Origin of the sequence: Thermicanus aegyptius DSM 12793 (genome assembly GCF_000510645.1) — a bacterium.
In the GTDB taxonomy this organism is placed as follows: domain Bacteria; phylum Bacillota; class Bacilli; order Thermicanales; family Thermicanaceae; genus Thermicanus; species Thermicanus aegyptius.
The window spans coordinates 2,084,202-2,101,783 of record NZ_KI783301.1 but is presented as its reverse complement, the minus strand read 5'-3'; the positions used below and the strand labels follow the sequence as shown (position 1 = coordinate 2,101,783).

General features: G+C 51.3%; 16 protein-coding genes. 8 read left to right on the top strand and 8 right to left on the bottom strand.

Going from position 1 to position 17,582, the window contains the following annotated elements; genetic code table 11:
* The first annotated feature begins 85 nt into the window (after window positions 1–85).
* A complete protein-coding gene (locus tag THEAE_RS20725) occupies window positions 86–1,186 on the top strand; it encodes an MGDG synthase family glycosyltransferase (protein WP_052329934.1) in 1,101 nt (366 codons plus the stop codon).
* Between the two features lie 51 nt (window positions 1,187–1,237).
* Here the strand turns inward: THEAE_RS20725 and THEAE_RS0111065 are convergent, their stop codons facing one another.
* Both THEAE_RS0111065 and THEAE_RS0111060 read right to left on the bottom strand, forming a co-directional pair.
* The gene (locus THEAE_RS0111065) at window positions 1,238–3,343 is read right to left on the bottom strand and encodes an ABC transporter ATP-binding protein (protein WP_028987512.1); all 2,106 of its coding nucleotides are present in this window, start codon (window positions 3,341–3,343) and stop codon (window positions 1,238–1,240) included.
* Between the two features lie 35 nt (window positions 3,344–3,378).
* Window positions 3,379–5,124, bottom strand: coding sequence for an ABC transporter ATP-binding protein (locus tag THEAE_RS0111060; RefSeq protein WP_028987511.1), 1,746 nt, complete (start codon window positions 5,122–5,124; stop codon window positions 3,379–3,381).
* Window positions 5,125–5,478: 354 nt separating this feature from the next.
* Here THEAE_RS0111060 and ytxJ point away from each other — a divergent pair, with 354 nt between their 5' ends.
* On the top strand, window positions 5,479–5,802 hold the full coding sequence (gene ytxJ / locus THEAE_RS0111050) for a bacillithiol system redox-active protein YtxJ (RefSeq protein WP_052329932.1): 324 nt from the start codon (window positions 5,479–5,481) through the stop codon (window positions 5,800–5,802).
* Window positions 5,803–5,943: 141 nt separating this feature from the next.
* Here ytxJ and THEAE_RS0111045 read toward each other — a convergent pair whose 3' ends face one another.
* Window positions 5,944–8,160: a cell division FtsA domain-containing protein gene (locus THEAE_RS0111045; protein WP_028987509.1), complete on the bottom strand. Its 2,217-nt coding sequence runs from the start codon at window positions 8,158–8,160 to the stop codon at window positions 5,944–5,946.
* Window positions 8,161–8,413: 253 nt separating this feature from the next.
* Here THEAE_RS0111045 and THEAE_RS0111040 point away from each other — a divergent pair, with 253 nt between their 5' ends.
* Window positions 8,414–9,490 carry a bifunctional 3-deoxy-7-phosphoheptulonate synthase/chorismate mutase gene (locus THEAE_RS0111040; RefSeq protein ID WP_005581775.1) on the top strand — a complete coding sequence of 359 codons (1,077 nt, stop codon included), beginning with the start codon at window positions 8,414–8,416 and terminating at the stop codon, window positions 9,488–9,490.
* 170 nt (window positions 9,491–9,660) lie between these two features.
* Here the strand turns inward: THEAE_RS0111040 and THEAE_RS0111035 are convergent, their stop codons facing one another.
* From THEAE_RS0111035 to THEAE_RS0111015, 5 genes are all read right to left on the bottom strand, one after another.
* On the bottom strand, window positions 9,661–10,662 hold the full coding sequence (locus THEAE_RS0111035; protein ID WP_005581774.1) for an Rpn family recombination-promoting nuclease/putative transposase: 1,002 nt from the start codon (window positions 10,660–10,662) through the stop codon (window positions 9,661–9,663).
* Window positions 10,663–10,753: 91 nt separating this feature from the next.
* Complete coding sequence (locus THEAE_RS0111030) at window positions 10,754–11,158, bottom strand: DUF5367 family protein (RefSeq protein ID WP_028987508.1); 405 nt, start codon at window positions 11,156–11,158, stop codon at window positions 10,754–10,756.
* 5 nt (window positions 11,159–11,163) lie between these two features.
* On the bottom strand, window positions 11,164–11,766 hold the full coding sequence (locus THEAE_RS0111025) for a TetR/AcrR family transcriptional regulator (RefSeq protein WP_028987507.1): 603 nt from the start codon (window positions 11,764–11,766) through the stop codon (window positions 11,164–11,166).
* A gap of 136 nt (window positions 11,767–11,902) precedes the next feature.
* Window positions 11,903–12,082 (bottom strand): hypothetical protein, encoded by a 180-nt coding sequence (locus THEAE_RS23555; protein WP_028987506.1) that lies wholly within the window; start codon window positions 12,080–12,082, stop codon window positions 11,903–11,905.
* Between the two features lie 51 nt (window positions 12,083–12,133).
* Window positions 12,134–12,604 (bottom strand): helix-hairpin-helix domain-containing protein, encoded by a 471-nt coding sequence (locus THEAE_RS0111015; protein ID WP_028987505.1) that lies wholly within the window; start codon window positions 12,602–12,604, stop codon window positions 12,134–12,136.
* A 401-nt stretch (window positions 12,605–13,005) separates the two neighbouring features.
* Between THEAE_RS0111015 and THEAE_RS0111010 the strand changes: the two genes are divergently transcribed.
* The 5 genes from THEAE_RS0111010 (at window position 13,006) to THEAE_RS0110990 (ending at window position 17,577) form a co-directional block, all read left to right on the top strand.
* Window positions 13,006–13,863: an energy-coupling factor transporter ATPase gene (locus tag THEAE_RS0111010; protein ID WP_028987504.1), complete on the top strand. Its 858-nt coding sequence runs from the start codon at window positions 13,006–13,008 to the stop codon at window positions 13,861–13,863.
* A 63-nt stretch (window positions 13,864–13,926) separates the two neighbouring features.
* Window positions 13,927–14,799: an energy-coupling factor transporter ATPase gene (locus THEAE_RS0111005; protein WP_028987503.1), complete on the top strand. Its 873-nt coding sequence runs from the start codon at window positions 13,927–13,929 to the stop codon at window positions 14,797–14,799.
* A gap of 195 nt (window positions 14,800–14,994) precedes the next feature.
* Window positions 14,995–15,837, top strand: coding sequence for an energy-coupling factor transporter transmembrane component T family protein (locus THEAE_RS0111000; protein ID WP_005581766.1), 843 nt, complete (start codon window positions 14,995–14,997; stop codon window positions 15,835–15,837).
* Between the two features lie 149 nt (window positions 15,838–15,986).
* Window positions 15,987–16,532 carry an ECF transporter S component gene (locus tag THEAE_RS0110995; protein WP_028987502.1) on the top strand — a complete coding sequence of 182 codons (546 nt, stop codon included), beginning with the start codon at window positions 15,987–15,989 and terminating at the stop codon, window positions 16,530–16,532.
* 79 nt (window positions 16,533–16,611) lie between these two features.
* Window positions 16,612–17,577 carry a P1 family peptidase gene (locus THEAE_RS0110990; RefSeq protein ID WP_028987501.1) on the top strand — a complete coding sequence of 322 codons (966 nt, stop codon included), beginning with the start codon at window positions 16,612–16,614 and terminating at the stop codon, window positions 17,575–17,577.
* Window positions 17,578–17,582: the final 5 nt, after the last annotated feature.

Below are 17,582 nucleotides of genomic sequence, written 5' to 3'. Positions count from 1 at the left end.
ACCTCAGATGGTGAAAAGGGAAAACTTTTTTCTTCCTTTGGCTAAACTGGAAACAGGTTTATCCTTTTCACGGAGGGGGGTTAGCATGGCGAAGGTTTTATATCTCCCTCTACTCACCATCCCGTCCGGCCATGAGAGGGTAGCAGATGTAATGGAACGGTGGATCACCGCCGCCCTGCCGGGGGTTCAGGGGAAGAAAGTTGAACTGTTAAGCCACACGCATCCGAAGATCGGAGAATGGGTAACTTCCGCCTACTTGCGCTGGATCTCCCTCTCTCCCAAAACGTATGGTTGGCTCTACCGGCGGATGGCGGAGCGCCCTAAAAGGATGAAAAGCTTTTTGCCCTACGAACGGCTTTTTCGGGAGAAATTGTACGAGATCTTTCTTCAAGAAAAGCCGGATCTGGTGATCGCCACCCATGCTTTTCCATCGTTGCTCCTGAGCCACCTGAAAAGAAACGGAAGAATATCGGTTCCGGCGGTTAACGTGTACACCGATTATTATGTCAATCATGTTTGGGGGAGGGAGGGGATCGATCTTCATTTTCTTCCAACGGAAGAAGAGAGGAAGAAATTGATCCGGGAAGGGATCGATCCGGGAAAACTGTTCGTGACCGGGATTCCTGTCGATCCCATCTTCCTGCGCCCCTCTGAGAGGAGAATAGGAGGGAAGAAATGTCCGGTTATTCTTCTCGCAGGGGGAAGTGTGGGGTTGGGAATCAATGAATTGCCGGGAGGGAAGGGAGAGGAGCTGGGGGCCGAAATTCATGTGCTGTGCGGACAGAATGAGCAGGTATGGAGAGAATTATCCCGCCTTGGCCATCCGCAAATCATTCCCCATCGGTATATCGATTCCCGGGAGGAGATGAATGCCCTTTATGACCGGGCGGACGCAATCATCACGAAACCGGGAGGAGCGACGGTGAGTGAAGCCCTCCAAAAAGGGCTTCCCCTCTTCCTACATACGTCCCTTCCGGCCCAGGAGGAGAGGAACTTTCAGATCTTGGTACGTAAAGGGCTAGCCATTCCCTTGATGAAGAACAAGCCGTTTCTCCCGCAAATCTTGGCATTTTTAAAGGACGAAAGGCGTCTTACGGCCTGGGAGAGGTCGAGGAATCGTTATGTTCATTCCCTGGAATGGGAAAAAGGCCGCGCTTTTCTACTTCAATGGATCCAGGAGGTGTGATAGGAAACGTTTAAAACAAGTATTTTTTGAAGGACTGCGGAGGGGCGTGTCTCAAGTGCCTGCCGCAGGCCTTTTTTTCGGGAGAAGTTCTTCCTTATATTGAAGTTGGTAGAGGGTGTAATAGAGCCCTTTTTTCAGCAGCAACTCCTGGTGTGTTCCCATCTCCTTGATTTCCCCTTTATGAAGAACGATAATCCGATCCGCATGCTGGATGGTGGAGAGGCGGTGGGCGATGAGGATGGTGGTTCGTCCTTTTGTAAGTTTTTGAAGGGCATCTTGAATCAGAAGTTCCGTCTCCGTATCGATATGGGAGGTGGCCTCATCCAGAACGAGGATGGAAGGCTGAAAAGCGAGGGTACGGGCAAAGGAGAGAAGCTGTCGTTCTCCGCTGGAGAGGGTAACCCCCCGTTCCTGCACCTCTTCATCATACCGGTTGGGCAGTTTTTCGATAAATGAATGGGCATTTACCATTTTTGCCGCCGTAACGATGTCGGAATCCGTAATCTTCTCATTGTTAAGGCGGATGTTGAAGCGGATATCGCCCGCGAAGAGGAAGACATCCTGGAGGACAACGCCGATGTTCCGTCGGAGATCCTCTACCTTCATCGAACGGATATCGATTCCATCGATGGTGATGGAACCCTTTTGGATATCGTAGAAGCGGCTTAAAAGCTGGATGATGGAACTTTTGCCGGCGCCGGTCGCTCCGACAATGGCGACCACCTCTCCCGGATTTACGTGAAAAGTGATATCTTTTAAGATCCATTCCTCAGGGCGGTACCGAAACCAGACATGGTCGAATCTCACTTCACCTTTAAAACGTCCCACGGGGACAGGGGCGGAGGGACTTTCGATTTCCGGCTTTTGGTCCATCAACTGAAAGATGCGTTCGGAGGAGGCCATGGCCGACTGCATGATGGTATATTTTTCGGTCAGGTCATTGATGGGTTGGAAAAAACGTCCTAAATAATCCACAAAGGCATAGAGAACCCCCACCTGGACCACCCCTTTCAGGGCATCCTGCCCACCGAACCAGATGAGGAGGGCAAGTCCGACGGAATAGATGAGATCCATCATTGGCCGAAAGAGGGCATTGGTTTGCAGTTCCCGCCAACTGGAGCGGAAATGGTCCGTGCTGATCTCGTGAAACTGGCGATATTGCTCCTTTTCTCTCTTGAAGAGATGGACGATCAACATGCCCGAAAGATTCTCGGCCAAGGTGGCGTTAATGCGGGCGATCTTCACCCGCACCTGGCGGAATACCTCCCGGGCCAGCTTCTTATAGAGGTAAGAGACGGCGATGATGAGAGGTAGGGTGAGAAAACTGATCAGGGCCAACTTCCAGTTTAGATTTAGCATGATCCCCATGATGCCCAACAGGATAAAGAGATCTTTAAAAAGATTTACGAGAACCGAGGTAAACATGTCGTTTAAAGCCTCTACATCGTTTGTCACCCGGGTGACCAAACGGCCGACCGGATTTTTATCGAAGAAGGAGAGAGAGAGGCGCTCTACATGGGCGAAGAGTTCCTGCCGGATGTCATAAATGATTTTTTGTCCGGTGGAGAGGAGAAGACGGGTTTGCATATAGTTTAGGAGAATGCCGAGAAGGAGGATCCCCAGAAAAAGAAGGGCGATCCCATAAACGGCTATCAGGTCCCCTTTCCGGAAAAGGGAGAGTTCTTCAGGGGTTAACGGCTTCGCCGGAATCAATCTCCCATCGGAAAGTTTTGCGTGGAGGTTCCCATCCTCTCCTTTTTCGATGGTATATGGCATATTTTGGTCGGGCAAAAGACCGTAAAGAAGGTAGGTCCCCTCCTTGGTGCTTATGATTTCCGCCATCTCCTTGTTTTTGCCCCATTCACCGGGATCTTTTTCCCGGACATATACTTTTCCTTGAAAAGAGATGCCTGGGCGAGGCTCCGTACCCGATTCAAATACGGCCATCGGTTTTCCTAAGGCATTGAGATGATCATCGATGGCGATCTTGATCAGGTAGGGTCCTGCCAAATCGGTGATGGTGATAAAAAAAAGGAGAAGGATGGAAAGAAAGATACCGATCCGATAGGGAATGGCGTAGCGGAGGAGTCGTCGCATCAGCGCCGAGTCGTACACCTTTCCCAACTTTTCCTCTTCATGGAATGAATCACGACTCATGAGGATTTCTCTCCTTTAACGGGTAAAAAGATATGTCAACCGATCATCTCTTCCAAGAGTTGCCTTCGGTACATCTCCGCATAGATTCCTCCTTGGCGGAGAAGGGAGGCATGATCCCCCCGCTCGACGATCTTCCCTTCCTCCAGGACGATGATCTGATCCGCTTCCTTAACGGTAGAGATGCGGTGGGAGATGAGGATGCTGGTCCTCTCCTTCATGATCTCCCTGAGCCGTTCCAGAATCCGCTCTTCCGTCTGGGTATCCACCGCCGAAAGGCTGTCATCTAAAATCAGGATCTTCGGATTCTTGATGAGAGCTCGGGCGATGGCGACCCGCTGTTTCTGCCCTCCCGACAATGTAACCCCCCGCTCTCCAACCATGGTCTGAAACTTTTCGGGAAAGTTCAGGATGTTCTCCAAAATTTGAGCATCCTCCGCCGCTTTCCTCACTTCTTCCTCCCCGGCCCGGTCGACCCCGAAAGCGATGTTATCCCGAATCGTGGTGGAGAAAAGAAAGTGATCCTGGGGAACAAATCCAATATCCCGGCGAAGGACATCCAGGGGGATGGTGCGAAGGGGATGGCCGTCGATCCGTATTTCTCCCTCTTCCACATCGTAAAGGCGCGCCAACAGGTGTACGAGGGTGCTCTTTCCGCTTCCTGTCCTGCCGACGATGGCGAGGCTTGTTCCCGCCGGAATATGGAGGGAGATCTCCTTCAGCACCTCTTTTTTGGTGCCGGGATAGCGAAAGGTAAGGCGTTGAATCTCGATATCCCCGCGCAAAGCGCGGATCGAATCATCCTTTTCGGGAGTGTCGGTAATCTCGGGAGGGGTTCGGAAGATTCGGTTCAGACGTTCCATGGAAGCGGCTCCCCTCTGCAGGATATTGACCACCCAGCCGATGGCCATCATGGGGCCGGTAAGGAGCCCCAGATACGAGGTGAAAGCCACAAAGTCCCCAAGGGAGATGGCACCTTCAAGCACCAATTTTCCGCCGAAGCCTAACACGATAAAAAGGCTTAAACCGGAAAAGAAGGTGAGAAGCGGCTGGTAGATGGACTGGATCTGAATAAGGGACAGGTTTTTTTGCAAATAATTGCGGTTGGCTTGGGTAAAGCGCTCCACTTCCGCCTCCTCCTGGACGAAAGCCTTTACCACCCGTGCGCCGGCGAAGTTCTCCTGAGCCAGTTCGCTCAAATGGGAGAAGGCCTCCTGGGCCTGGCGAAAGCGGCGATGGATCACCTTTCCAAATCTTTGGGTGGTGAGGGCCAGAACCGGAAGGGGGATCAGGGCGATAAGGGTTAAGGTCCAGTTGATGGTGGAAGCCATCATGGTGAGGGTGAGAAGGGTCATCACCAAGGTATCCAAGGACATAACGATGCCGCTGCCGAAGGAGAGGCGTACAGCCCCAATATCATTGGTGGCATGGGCCATTAAGTCTCCCACCTTGTGGTGGGAGAACCAATGGGTGGACATCTTCTGAAAATGGGCGAAAAGCTGATTCCTCAGTTCATATTCCAATGATCTTGCGGTACCGAAGATGAAAATACGCCATAAATACCGAAAAATGAAGATGAGCACTGCCAATAGGAGGATGGCGAGGGAAAAGAGGAGCATCTCCTTGCTGGTCATGGTGCCCTCCTTCAGTCCGTCAATAAATCTTCCCATCACCTTGGGGATCACCATCTGCAATGCATCAACCAGGATAATCCAGAGGATTCCCCATACATATTTCCACCGGTTCTTCCATACGAAGGGGAGGATGGTTCTGAACTCTTTCATTCTCTTACCCCCGGGGTGCATCTTTCAACTATTTCGTATATCGAATAATATTCTATCACCATCTTCACAAATGTAAAGAGAAGTAAGAGTGTGGTTCCCCGTTTGGAAGCACGAGGGGTATGTTTCTCCGGTATGAGATGTTTAAAAAAGAGCGATTTTAGAGAAAAAGAGCGGAAGATGAAACTTTCCTTCGTGACGAATCTCTCCACGGTTTGGTATACTACCAGGGGGTCGATCGCAAGGGTCTCCTAAAATTCTTCTTGATACCCCCATGCCCCCTCGTGCGGCGCCACCAGGGGGTGAAAATGTTCAATGGATTTGATTCAAGATAGAAAAAAGGAGTGAAGGGTACGAATGAGCATGAGTGAGATTGATGATTTTGCCAAATTGGAGGAATTTCTACAGGGGATGGGGAAACGCATCCTCTTTAAACACAGCACCCGTTGTCCCATCAGTGCCCGGGCCTACCGGGAGATGGAGCTGCTCTCCGAAGAACATCCTGAGGTTCCTATGGGACTCGTTAAAGTGATCGAATCCCGCCCCATCTCCCAAGAAATCGAGAAGAGACTCGGGGTGATGCACCAATCTCCCCAAGTGATCCTCTTGGATGGGAAAAGGTTAGTGGCACACGTTTCCCATTATGAGGTGAGGAGAGAGAAACTCTCCCCTTTGTTATGACGCATCCTTTGGCCAAAGGAACATTCATCCAACAGGCTGGATGAAAGAGTGGAAGGTGTGAACGGTGAACGTTCCTGCATGCCGGGGTAGCTGCGGCCATGAACGTTTCTAAGAAGGGGGATTGGAAAATGGGGAGAAGGATCAGTGGGCTCGATCCGCAACGGGAGTGAAGCGGATCTCGAGGACGTCTCCATCGTGCAAGGACTGATCCAGCGTCGTTTCCTCCCCATTCTTTAATAACTCCACCCGCTGGCGGGAATAGGAGGAGGGCAGAGTATAGTCCACATAACGGAAGAGATCATGGAAACGGGGGGCAGGGAGGGGTTTTTCCTCAATGGTAATGCGATCCCCGTCTGTGATCTCCTGCTCAAGATTTTCGCTCTTTATGCCATTGATTCGGATTTCCCTCCGGACGAGAGGAATTTCTACCTGCTCGCCGTTAAAATGGACATGGAGGGATAAGCGCCTCTCCTCTTCGCCGGAGAGAAGATCCTGCAAGGTAAATTTTACCTCTTCTTGGGTGACTTCCAGAACCGCCCCGCTATGGATGGGGGTTTGAAGGTCGGCCGGACTTCCATTGAGCCGCCAGGCGGTTTTCTTAATCCCCTTTTTCTTTGTCTCCCCATTTACCGTATAGGAAATCTCCTTCCATAAGGGCATGGTTAGATAACGGGAGGAGACGAGGAAGGGGAGGAGATCCCCGATATGGGTCGGGAGATGCACCTCTACCTCATCCCGATCTTTCAGGGGGCTAAGGAGATCCCCCTCTTTTCCATTCACCTTGATGTCGGGCGGGAAAGAGATGGGCTTTCCATTCAGGGTGAGGTCAAGGGTAGCAATCTCTTGAATCACATCTTTTACGAGGAGTTTCGGAACCGTTCCATCCTCTCCGGGGATGATCTCGATTCGGTCGCCATCTTTAATCGTACTGTTTAACCCGGCTTTTTCCCCATTTTGAAGGATGGAGGGAGGCTTGCCGTGGCTTCCCGGGAAGAGACGGAGACGGCCATTCAAGAGGAGGGAGACGGCCAGTCCCGGTTTTCCGTGAAGCCGTTTTAGTTCGATGCCGGCTGCCATCGCCGCATCCCCGACGGTGAGGCGTCTGAGATCGAAGAGACGCAGGCTCTCCCCGTTTACGGTTACGTTCAAATAGCGGACCGGATGCTCCAAAGCGGCCACGGCGATGCCGATGGGCGTTACCATTTCCGGTCCTGCCTTTTTTCTGTTCCGAAGATGGATATTTGGAATCGCATCGGCGCCCCGGACGGCCACCCTCTGGGAGGGAATCCGGAGAAAATGGGCCAAACGTTCGCCGAGGGTGGGCAGGAGGCTCCCTCCGCCGATCAGGATCACCGCCTGGGGTGGTTTTCCATTCAGCTCCATTATTTTTTCACCGATGGCTTGAATGAGGCGCTCCCTCTCCTCTTCCAGCTCTTTCAGAATGTCGGCGCTCTTCATCTGATATGAAACGCCCAATACATCGGTAAAGGCGACCTCCTCTTGTTCTCTGAGGGTTCGCTTTACCCTCTCCGCCTCCGGAAAATCGAGGAGAAAACGGCGGGCCAGCCCGTCGGTAATCTCATCTCCGGCAACCGGTACCATCCCATAGGCGATTACGGTTCCTTCATCGGTGATGGCGATATCTGAGGTTCCCGCTCCGATATCGACCAAGGCCAGATTTAGGCGGCGCATGGAGGGAGGAATGAGGACATGAATGGCGGCGATGGGTTCCAGCGTGAGGGCCGACATGGTTAGACCGGCCCGGTTTAAGGCGGCCAGCAGGTTATCGACGACGATGCGGGGGAGGAAAGTGGCCAGGATCTCCACCTCGGCCATTTCTCCCCGCTGATCCAGAAGGTGGCCGATCTGCATGCCGTCGATGCGGGAACTAAGAAGGCTGTAGCCCACGCAGTAGTACTGAATCCCTTCTCCTTCGGTTTCCTTATTCTCCATCGCCAAAAGGTATTGGGCTTGTTGGACCGCACTTAGCTCCATGGCGAGGATTCGATCTTCATCTAGGGGGGGCGTCTCCTTAATCTCCTGTTGGAAGGTGACCCGCTTCGTCTTTAGGGATCGTCCCGCCGCCGCCACGGCCACCTCTTTGATGGGGCCGAATCGCTTCTCCAGCTTCTCCTTGACGTTGGCGATCACCTTGGCCACCGCCCCCACGTGATGGATCTGTCCATCCAACATGGAACGTTCCTGATGCTCCTCCATCTCCGTCCCGATGAGGCGGTAATGGGGCCCGTCGGGGGTTGGGGTCACTTCCAGCACCACGCCTACCACGCTGCGGGTGCCGATGTCCAGGGCGTAGATATGTTTTGTTTCATCGTGTACAGAGTTCGTTTTATTGTTCATAAGGAATCCCTTCCGTTCTAATCTATCGATAATTATTTCGACAAAGGAAGCAAAAATCCTGCCTGGGGAAGTACCGGCTTTTATGTTCCGGTTTTTAAAACGAAAGGAGGGCATAAATGCGTCGATTTTCTTATGTAAAAAGCAGAATGAGAAAAAGGGCAAAAATAGGGTGACATCTTCGCCGTATTCATGTATAATATCACATAAACCTCATGCTTTAACAGTTAAAAGCCCTAAAGGAGTGGAGAAAGAGATGAGCAACGAACAACTGGAGAGCTTACGGAGGCAATTAGATGAGATTAACCTGGAGCTTCTCAAGTGGTTAAACAAACGGGCGGAAGTGGTACAGGAGATTGGTAAGCTGAAACTGAAACAAGGGATTAACCGCTTTGATCCGGTCCGGGAACGGACCATGTTGGACCAATTGGTCTCGATTAACCAAGGTCCCTTTGATGACAACACCATTCGCCATCTCTTTAAGCAGATTTTCTCCGCCTCCTTGCAATTGCAGCAGAAACAACATGAACAGGCCCTTCTGGTCAGCCGAACCCGGAAACCGGAAGATACGGTGGTGAAGGTAGGGGATGTGCAGATCGGTGGTGGAAAGCCGGTTGTCGTCTCCGGTCCTTGTTCGGTTGAATCCCGGGATCAGACCATGAAGGTGGCCGAAGTGATCAAGGAACAGGGTCTTACCCTCCTTCGTGGGGGTGCTTTTAAGCCCCGCACCTCTCCCTATGACTTCCAGGGTTTAGGCGTGGAAGGGTTAAAGATTTTGAGGGAAGTGGCGGATACTCTTGGCCTAAAAGTGGTGAGCGAGATCATGAAACCTTCCGATCTGGAGATGGCGATCGAGTATGTGGATATTATCCAGATCGGGGCCCGCAACATGCAGAATTTCGACCTGCTGAAGGAAGCGGGCACCCTGGACACCCCCATCTTTCTGAAGCGGGGCATGTCGGCCACCATTGACGAGTTTAAGCTGGCCGCCGAATATATCCTGTCCCGGGGGAATAAGAATGTGATTCTTTGCGAACGGGGGATCCGCACCTACGAGAAAGCAACCCGGAATACCCTGGATATTTCCGCTGTACCCATCCTGAAGCAGGAGACTCATCTCCCCGTTCTGGTCGACGTAACCCATGCCGCAGGGAGAAAGGATATCCTCTTGCCTTTAGCCAAGGCAGGCCTCGCCGCCGGCGCAGACGGCATCATGGTGGAGGTGCATCCCGATCCGGCGGTGGCTCTCTCCGATGCCAGCCAACAGATGAACATCCCTCAGTTTAAGGAATTTTTGGAGGGTTTGCGCCAAGTGGCCGCAGAACTGGTTTGATGGTTGGATGACCATAGAGAAAATCGTATCATTCCATTCGCCCAATACCTGGTACGTTCTGGCGTGCGGGAATCGTCATAAAAAAGGAAAAGGATAGGGAATTTCTCCCTATCCTTTATTACGCTTTATGAACTACCTCTCAGAGTACACCTCCCTTGGACGAGAGAGTTTCAGTTTTCATTCCCCTGCTGCAATCGTCGGATCGCCTCCAAGGGGAGATCCGTCACCCGTTGCACCAAATCGATGCTCATCCCGTTCAAGAGCATTTTTCGAGCTACTTCCAGTTTTCCTTTTTCAATTCCCTTTTCAATCCCTTTTTCAATTCCTTTTTCAATCCCTTTTTCAATTCCCTTTTCAATTCCTTGTTCAATTCCTTTTTCCATGCCTTCTTTAAAAAGTTGCTCGGCGATGGTCATCACCCATTCACTCCTTTCCGTAGAGATTGTTTTCGTTATATCATAAACCTCCGTGAACGTGATATCATGGCGAGCATTCATGATATATCGGATCAACGTTTCGAAATACTCTGTCCCTTTTGTTTGTCCTTCGATCTCTTCGAGGGCTATCAGCGACCTCCTTAGCGTTTGCAAAAAAGTTTCTCGATCTTTACTAAAAATCGTTCGTAAAATCTCCAAGAAAATCCTCAGTTTAACCGTTCCTTTGATTTCTTCCTTCCCCATAGGTGAAAGATCATACAAGAGATATTGGTAATTGGGAATATACTTTCTCACGCTTTCAGGAAAGGCCGAAAAACCCGATATTCGATCCCCCAATGTAGATCCGACCTTCCAACTCTCCTCCCCATGATAAACCACGAGGGGGATGATGACCGGTAAATCGGTCATTTTCTCTTTATTTATCTTATGCTCCCAGATTCGGACCATATACTTCAGCAGTTGGAGGGAAATATTTTTGGAAAAATAGCTTTTGTGCTCAAAGAGGAAATAGAAATATCCGTCCTTGCCGTTGATCTTGGTTTTCACCAGGAGATCGGAAAAAAGTTCTTCTAAATCCTTTTCGATGAAACTTTCCTTTTCCGGGTGGATCCTGCCGAGATCCACATATTTGAGGAGATCTTGTGGGAGATAATGAACGAGAAAATCTCTGGCCGTCTCCAGATCACTTAAGGTTTCCTTGAAAAAACGGTCATGGGGATTCTTTATGAGATCCATTCTCTTCTCTCTTTTGCTTATTTTCTGAGATGGATTATACCATTCATACGTTCCCTATTCAAGGGGTTTTGAGGATACCTACCCCAATTTCTCATGTCGTCTGTTTCTTATGGTCGACAAATAATGGAAGGATCAAATAAATTGCATAGGCGCATACCATCCAGATGGCAAACGAAAGCAATTGACCGGAGCTTAAGGTCGGGAAGAAGAGGGTGTGCTGCCAAAGGGAAAAAGTATCCAAAAACAGGCCGGCCGCCGCGCCCCACACCCCAAACTTGGTAGCGGCGTTGGGGGTACGATCGATACGGGTGTAACACAGAATCACAAGGTACAAAAGAAGAGCGGTGCTCATTTCCAGCAGTAGAAACAAAGGGAGAAATCTTTCATGGTCCGGATCGACAAGAAAGATCGGACCGAACAACACAAAGAAGGCGGTGGCGAAGCCCCAGACGAACAGGGCAAACAAAAGGGTTAATCCGATTTTTTGGAAGAACATAGGTTTCACTCCTCTTCATTCAAGTTTGCTTGGGAAGCCTGCGTCAGGTGGTGAACCATCAGTTCAAGTTCCTTAAAAATCTCATCCACCGGGAAGTCCTTCGATAGAAGGGCTTGAAGCGCGAGACCGTCAATGATCGCCTTTAGAAGAATGCCCCAGGTTTTCAATGAGACCCCCTCAATCGGCGACTGCGGCCAGACCGTAGCAAGCTGCTCCGTGAGGAACCGATTTTCGTATTCCAGAAGATTTCCCAACTGTTCTTTGATCTTTTCGTTTTGAAATCCCGAGATCACGAGCGATAGAAACAACTGGTGATAAAAGGAGTCGGGGGTGCATCGGCTTCGCGCGGAATCCAAAGCAGACCTGATTTTTTCATGCCCGGTTTCGGGAATCCGCTTGAGAGATTCCCAGGAAGATCGACACAAATCCTTAACCACTTCAAACATCAATTGTTCCTTGGTACGAAAGTGATAAAATACCGTTCCTTGGGTCACGTTGGCGCCCTTAGCCACGGAATTGAGGGTTAGATTTTGAATCCCCTGCTCCACGATGCATCTCTTGGCCGATTCGATCAGGTCTTGTTTTGAAACGATGTTCGGTTTTGCCATATGAACTCTCCTAACTTTGTGGGATGTCTGATATAAGTTATTTAACTAACTAAGTAAAACTTTTATAGCATCGTTTCCTTTACGTCAAGTGTGATCTTACCACGATATGATTATATGATTCCTTTATTCTGAACATTCAGGATATATCCCGGTCTTCGGTTGACGAGAATCTTAGAAAGCAAACCATTGAAGAATTGGGATGTTTCAAGAGCATTTTTCGAGCTATATCCAATTTTCCTTTTTCAATTCCTTTTTTGATACCTTGTTCAATTCCTTTTTCCATGCCTTCTTTAAAAAGTTGCTCGGCGATGGTCATCACCCATTCATTCCTTTGAATTGGGGGGTTTTAATGGTTCGAATGTATCGCTTATTCGCCGTCTTGAACCTTCTCGGCATTTGTGCGGGACTTGGGGTACCCGAATTGCGCGCGATAGGCTTTTCTCTCTTCCGTAAAGTCCCACCAGAACTTGCCCCGTTCGGGGTTGTTGGCGTAATCGACAACCAAGCGAAACTGATCCTCCACACAGGGATCTATTCCTCTCCCGTGCAGCCGTTCCAAATCGTCGAACAGCTTGGCCCCGTCCGCCTCTTTTAACTCGTCAAGCGAAAAATATCCGAGATCCACCAGATCCTGCGCAAATCGCGGTCCAACGGAGGGAATCCGCTGAAACGTTGCAAGCGCGATCAAAATTCTGGCCCTTTGGGTCGACGTGTCCAAAATGCCGGCCAAAAATACGGGCTCCATGTCGGCAATGTCGCTCAACTTCATTTTCTCCCGCCGCAAACGGTTCCGTTCATCCATCGTAAGCGGCAGCTTGGGAGGCACATTTTTTGTCACGGAATCTCCTCCTATAATCAGTTAATCAGTCTGTCAAAGAGATTCATCCTTGGGGTCGCAAGCCGAACCGTTCCAGCAGAAACCGGTATATACGTTCCATCTTGTGAAAATATTGTTTGATATGGTGACTCATTCGCAACGCCTATTCCTCATCGTATCTGCGGAGATCGTTTTCGTTATATCATAAACCTCCATGAAAGTGATATCATGGCGAGCATTCATGATATATCGGTTCAACGTTTCGAAATATTCAGTGCTTTTTGCTTCTTAATGGATTATACCATTCATACGTTCCCTATTCAAGGGGGGGTGGGGGTTTTTGGGCCAGGGCGAATTGTCGCTAACGGGATGGTATGGTAGAATAGCTACGTACATATAGGGGTTTGGCTGGGGGATAAACGATGGAGCCCATGATTCGCGTGGAGGATCTTCATTTTTCCTATCCATTAAATCAAAAGCAAACGATCGAGGTTTTGAAGGGGATTTCCTTCTCCGTTTACCCTGGGGAATATGTGGCCATCATCGGCCGGAACGGTTCGGGCAAATCGACGCTCGCCAAACTCTTGAACGGGCTTCTCCTTCCCACATCGGGCGACGTATGGATCAAGGGATTCAATACGAAGGAGCGGACACATTTGCAGGAGATCCGGAAGCGTGTGGGCATGGTTTTTCAACATCCGGATAACCAGATCGTCGCCACCATCGTGGAGGAGGATGTGGCCTTCGGCCTGGAAAATCTGTCCGTCCCCCGGGAGGAGATGAAGCGCCGGGTGGATGAGGCGCTGGAAGCGGTGGGCTTGACGGAGTATCGTTTCCGCCCCCCTCACCATCTCTCCGGAGGGCAGAAACAGCGGGTGGCCATTGCCGGGGTTTTGGCGATGGCGCCGGAATGTATCATTTTCGATGAGGCGACCAGCATGCTGGACCGCATCGGGCAGCAAGAGGTGCTGGAGGTGATGCGCCGCCTGCATCGTGAAAAAATGACCATCCTCACCGTCACCCATCACATGGAGGAAGCGGCGGAGGCAAATCGGATCCTCCTTTTGCATGAGGGACAAATCCTCTTGGACGGTTCTCCTCGGGAAGTTTTTCGCCAAAAGGAGAAAATTTACCCTCTCGGCGTGGATATTCCGGAGGTGCTCCGCCTTGCCGAACGGATTCACGGGGAGAGGGAAGACTTCTCTCCGGATTTGCTCACCCAAAACGAGTTGATCGCGGAAGTAGAGCGGCTTCGCTCCACCCATAAAATCCCACAATAGCATTTATCGCTTCCTAAGCCATCACTTCACAACCATCTCACACTAGAAAGCCGGTGGATCTCCGTGGGGGAAACAGGCCCCGTCATCCAAGTTGAAAGTCTGTTCTATACCTACATGAAAGGAACTCCTTTTGAGCATCAGGGGCTACAGGGTGTTTCCATGAGGGTGGATGAGGGGGAATGTGTGGCCATCATCGGCCATACCGGTTCAGGGAAGTCCACCTTAATCCAGCATCTGAATGCGCTTCTTCCCGTCCAATCCGGAAAAGTGATCGTGGATGGACAGGACCTGTCCGATCCGAAGTTGGATGTCCGTGCCTTGCGCCGCAAGGTGGGGTTGGTCTTCCAGAATCCGGAAGACCAGATCTTTGAACCCCTCATCGGCGATGAGATTGCCTGCGGCCCTTTTAAGATGGGGATTCCCCTCGAGGAAGTGAGGGAAAGGGCCCGGTGGGCGATGGAGATGGTGGGCCTCTCCTATGATGAGATGGTGGATCGCCCCACCTACGCCCTGAGCGGGGGACAGAAGAGAAAGGTTGCCCTCGCAGGCATTTTGGCCATTCGACCGAAAATCCTCATTTTGGACGAGCCCACCTCGGGCCTGGATCCCCAATCCCGCAAGGAAATCTTGCAGCGAATTCGCCATTTAAACCGGGAGGAGGGGATGACACTCCTTTTTGTCTCCCATAACCTGGAGGAAGTGGCCCTTCTGGCTGATCGGGTATACGTCCTGTCCGAGGGGAGAGTGGCGCTGGAAGGGACGCCTCGGGAAATCTTTAGCCGCCCGGCCGACCTCGAAAAAACCCGGATCGGAATGCCGACCACCGTGGAGATTATGCACCGCCTCGCGGAACGGGGATTTCCCGTCCGCAGAGACGCCTTAACGGTGGAAGAGGCGGCCCGGGAAATCATCCGGGTGGTTCCTCCGAGACGGTGAGCTTCTTTCGGTGAAGGTTCACGTTCGGCGGATGTTGTCACATGAGTGAACGCCCTCTAACTCCAAAAGGGAGAATCTACTTCGGGTAATGACCACTCCGTTTCAATACGATCACGATCTCATAAGGGATGGGCACCCTCTGACAGATGATATCCTTTGCATGTTCGTTTAACTTCTTTCTACAGAGGTGATACGATGGCAGCGCCTTTGGAACTTTCTCGACACATCACCATCGGACAATATCTTCCGGTTCCTTCTCCGTTGCACCGCCTCGATCCGCGGATGAAGCTGCTCTCTTTCATGATTGTTATTATTGCCCTATCCTTTAACACCACCTATGTGGGGAATGGAATCGGCCTGCTTTTTTCCATCCTCCTCTTCCTGCTGGGGAAGATCCCCATCCGCTACGGCCTTTCCGGGGTGATTCCCGCCATTCCCTTCATGATCCTATTGGCGATATTACAATTCTTCTTTCAGGGCTCCCTTTTTTCGGGAGGAGAGGTCTACTTTCAGTATGGATTTATTTTGGTGACGAGCGACAGCCTTCGGCTCATTATTGTTTCCGCCCTTCGTTTTGTGGAAATCATACTCCTGACCAGCCTGTTAACCTTAACCACTTCGACCACCCAATTGGCTCATGCCGTGGAACGCCTGTTGCGTCCTTTGAAAATCGTTAAATTTCCTGCTCATGAAATCTCCCTCATCTTCACCATCGCCCTTCGTTTCGTTCCCACCTTTGCCATGGAGATGGAGAAGTTGATGAAGGCGCAAGCTTCAAGGGGCGCGGAATTTGGCACAGGGGCTTGGTGGAATATCGTAAGGCGGACGAAAGAGATGTTCCCCCTCATCATCCCCCTTTTTCATTCGGCATTATCCCGGGCGGAAGACCTGATCTCTGCGATGGAAGCCCGGGGGTATATGCCGGGAGCCAAGAGAACGACCTATACCGCGTATACGGCCAAGGGATCCGATTATTTGGCTCTCCTTTGTTCGATTCTTTTCGCAGCTTTCATTGTGTTTCTTCAAGTTATCCTTTAAAATGTAACCGTAGTCATCCAATTTCTTTTCTCTGGGTGTGATCAAGGTGAAAAAAGATGGGGGATCGGGGGAGGGAAGATAAACCAAAAAAGTTTTCGATGAATTGCGATTTTTAAGATGGGATTTAAAATGAATTGGAGGGTATCGTGTTGGATAGAGGATTAACGGTTCGCCGCATCGTGATCGCCGGGGTTCTCGGAGCGATCGCCATCTTGCTCGGAGTAACTCGCCTGGGGTACATTCCTGTCCCTACTGCCGCCGGAAATGCGACCATTATGCATCTACCTGTCATCATCGGCGGGATCATGGAAGGATGGGTTGTAGGGGCCATTATCGGCGCCATCTTTGGCATTTCTTCTTTCTTAAACGCCACGCTTCCCCTCTTTAAGGATCCCCTCGTCTCCATTCTTCCCCGTCTCTTCATCGGCGTGGTGGCTTGGGTTGTCTTCGTGGCTCTCCGCAGGGTAAACATTCCTTTCGCCGTAGGGGCAGCCGCCTTTCTGGGGAGCATGACCAATACCATCTTCGTCTTGGGCATGGCGACCATTAGGGGATATATGGCTCCCGGGGTTGCCTTAACCGTTGCGGTGGCCAACGGGTTGCCGGAGGCGATCGTCGCCGTCATCATCACCATGGCGGTGGTCTTGGTTTGGATGCGGGTGGGGGGCCGGAGGAAAAAATCGCGGCTTTCATAGGGCCTATAGTCGCTAGGAAAGCCTAAAGTGGATGGCCGTCGGCGGTCCGGCAGCCGTGATAGGGAGATGAGCATTCATCATGGAGAGATATGGGAATATTACGGATGTTCCCGGTATTAAAGTGGGCAACTGGGAAGATCATGAAGCATTAACGGGATGCACGGTGATTCTTTGTGAGGAGGGTGCCGTCGCCGGTGTGGATGTACGAGGTTCAGCCCCCGGAACCCGGGAGACCGATCTTCTAAACCCCCTTCATCTTGTGCAGCAGGTTCATGCGATCACCCTCTCGGGGGGGAGCGCCTTTGGGCTCGACGCCGCTTCCGGGGTGATGCGTTATCTGGAAGAACGGGGCATCGGGCTTGATGTGGGCATCGCCAAAGTTCCCATCGTTCCGGCGGCCGTCCTCTTCGATCTCGCCGTGGGAAATCCCCACGTCCACCCCGGTGCGGAGATGGGGTATGAAGCGGCCAAGAGGGCAACAAGGGGGGATTTTCCCCAGGGGAACGTGGGAGCAGGATGCGGAGCGACGGTGGGGAAAGTCGCAGGACTTCCCCATTGCATGAAAGGGGGGCTCGGTTCTGCCTCCATTGCCATGGAAAATGGGGTGGTGGTAGGAGCGTTGGTCGCCGTCAACGCGTTGGGGGAGGTGAGGAATCCCGAAAACGGTGAGCTCCTGGCAGGAGTGAGGGATGTGGAGAACGGGAAACTATTGGATAGCATCGAAGTACTGGGAAAAAACTATCATTCCTTTTTTCCAGGCACCAATACGACGATTGGAGTGGTGGCGATCGGAGCCAGCCTCACCAAGCCTGAGGCGAATAAAATCGCCCAGATGGCCCATGACGGCCTGGCCCGTACCATTTACCCGGTCCATACCATGCATGACGGAGATACTCTCTTTGCCCTGGGCACCGGAGGGCCCCACGTTCCCGTAGATGTGGTGGGAACCCTCGCTGCCAAGGCGGTGGAGTTGGCGGTGATCCGGGCCATCAAAGAAGCTTCAAGCATTCCGGGCATTCCTGCCTGGAGGGATTTGAACCGATAAGCGAT

Excerpts from the sequence above, each read along its gene's own strand:
- THEAE_RS0111035 (WP_005581774.1), bottom strand. The coding sequence starts at position 10,662 with ATGGATCTCATAAAGAATCCCCATGACCGTTTTTTCAAGGAAACCTTA.
- THEAE_RS0111010 (WP_028987504.1), top strand. The coding sequence starts at position 13,006 with ATGGAGCCCATGATTCGCGTGGAGGATCTTCATTTTTCCTATCCATTA.
- THEAE_RS0111030 (WP_028987508.1), bottom strand. The coding sequence starts at position 11,158 with ATGTTCTTCCAAAAAATCGGATTAACCCTTTTGTTTGCCCTGTTCGTC.
- THEAE_RS0111065 (WP_028987512.1), bottom strand. The coding sequence starts at position 3,343 with ATGAGTCGTGATTCATTCCATGAAGAGGAAAAGTTGGGAAAGGTGTAC.
- THEAE_RS20725 (WP_052329934.1), top strand. The coding sequence starts at position 86 with ATGGCGAAGGTTTTATATCTCCCTCTACTCACCATCCCGTCCGGCCAT.
- THEAE_RS0110990 (WP_028987501.1), top strand. The coding sequence starts at position 16,612 with ATGGAGAGATATGGGAATATTACGGATGTTCCCGGTATTAAAGTGGGC.
- THEAE_RS0111060 (WP_028987511.1), bottom strand. The coding sequence starts at position 5,124 with ATGAAAGAGTTCAGAACCATCCTCCCCTTCGTATGGAAGAACCGGTGG.
- ytxJ (WP_052329932.1), top strand. The coding sequence starts at position 5,479 with ATGAGCATGAGTGAGATTGATGATTTTGCCAAATTGGAGGAATTTCTA.
- THEAE_RS0111040 (WP_005581775.1), top strand. The coding sequence starts at position 8,414 with ATGAGCAACGAACAACTGGAGAGCTTACGGAGGCAATTAGATGAGATT.
- THEAE_RS0111025 (WP_028987507.1), bottom strand. The coding sequence starts at position 11,766 with ATGGCAAAACCGAACATCGTTTCAAAACAAGACCTGATCGAATCGGCC.
- THEAE_RS23555 (WP_028987506.1), bottom strand. The coding sequence starts at position 12,082 with ATGACCATCGCCGAGCAACTTTTTAAAGAAGGCATGGAAAAAGGAATT.
- THEAE_RS0111045 (WP_028987509.1), bottom strand. The coding sequence starts at position 8,160 with ATGAACAATAAAACGAACTCTGTACACGATGAAACAAAACATATCTAC.
- THEAE_RS0111000 (WP_005581766.1), top strand. The coding sequence starts at position 14,995 with ATGGCAGCGCCTTTGGAACTTTCTCGACACATCACCATCGGACAATAT.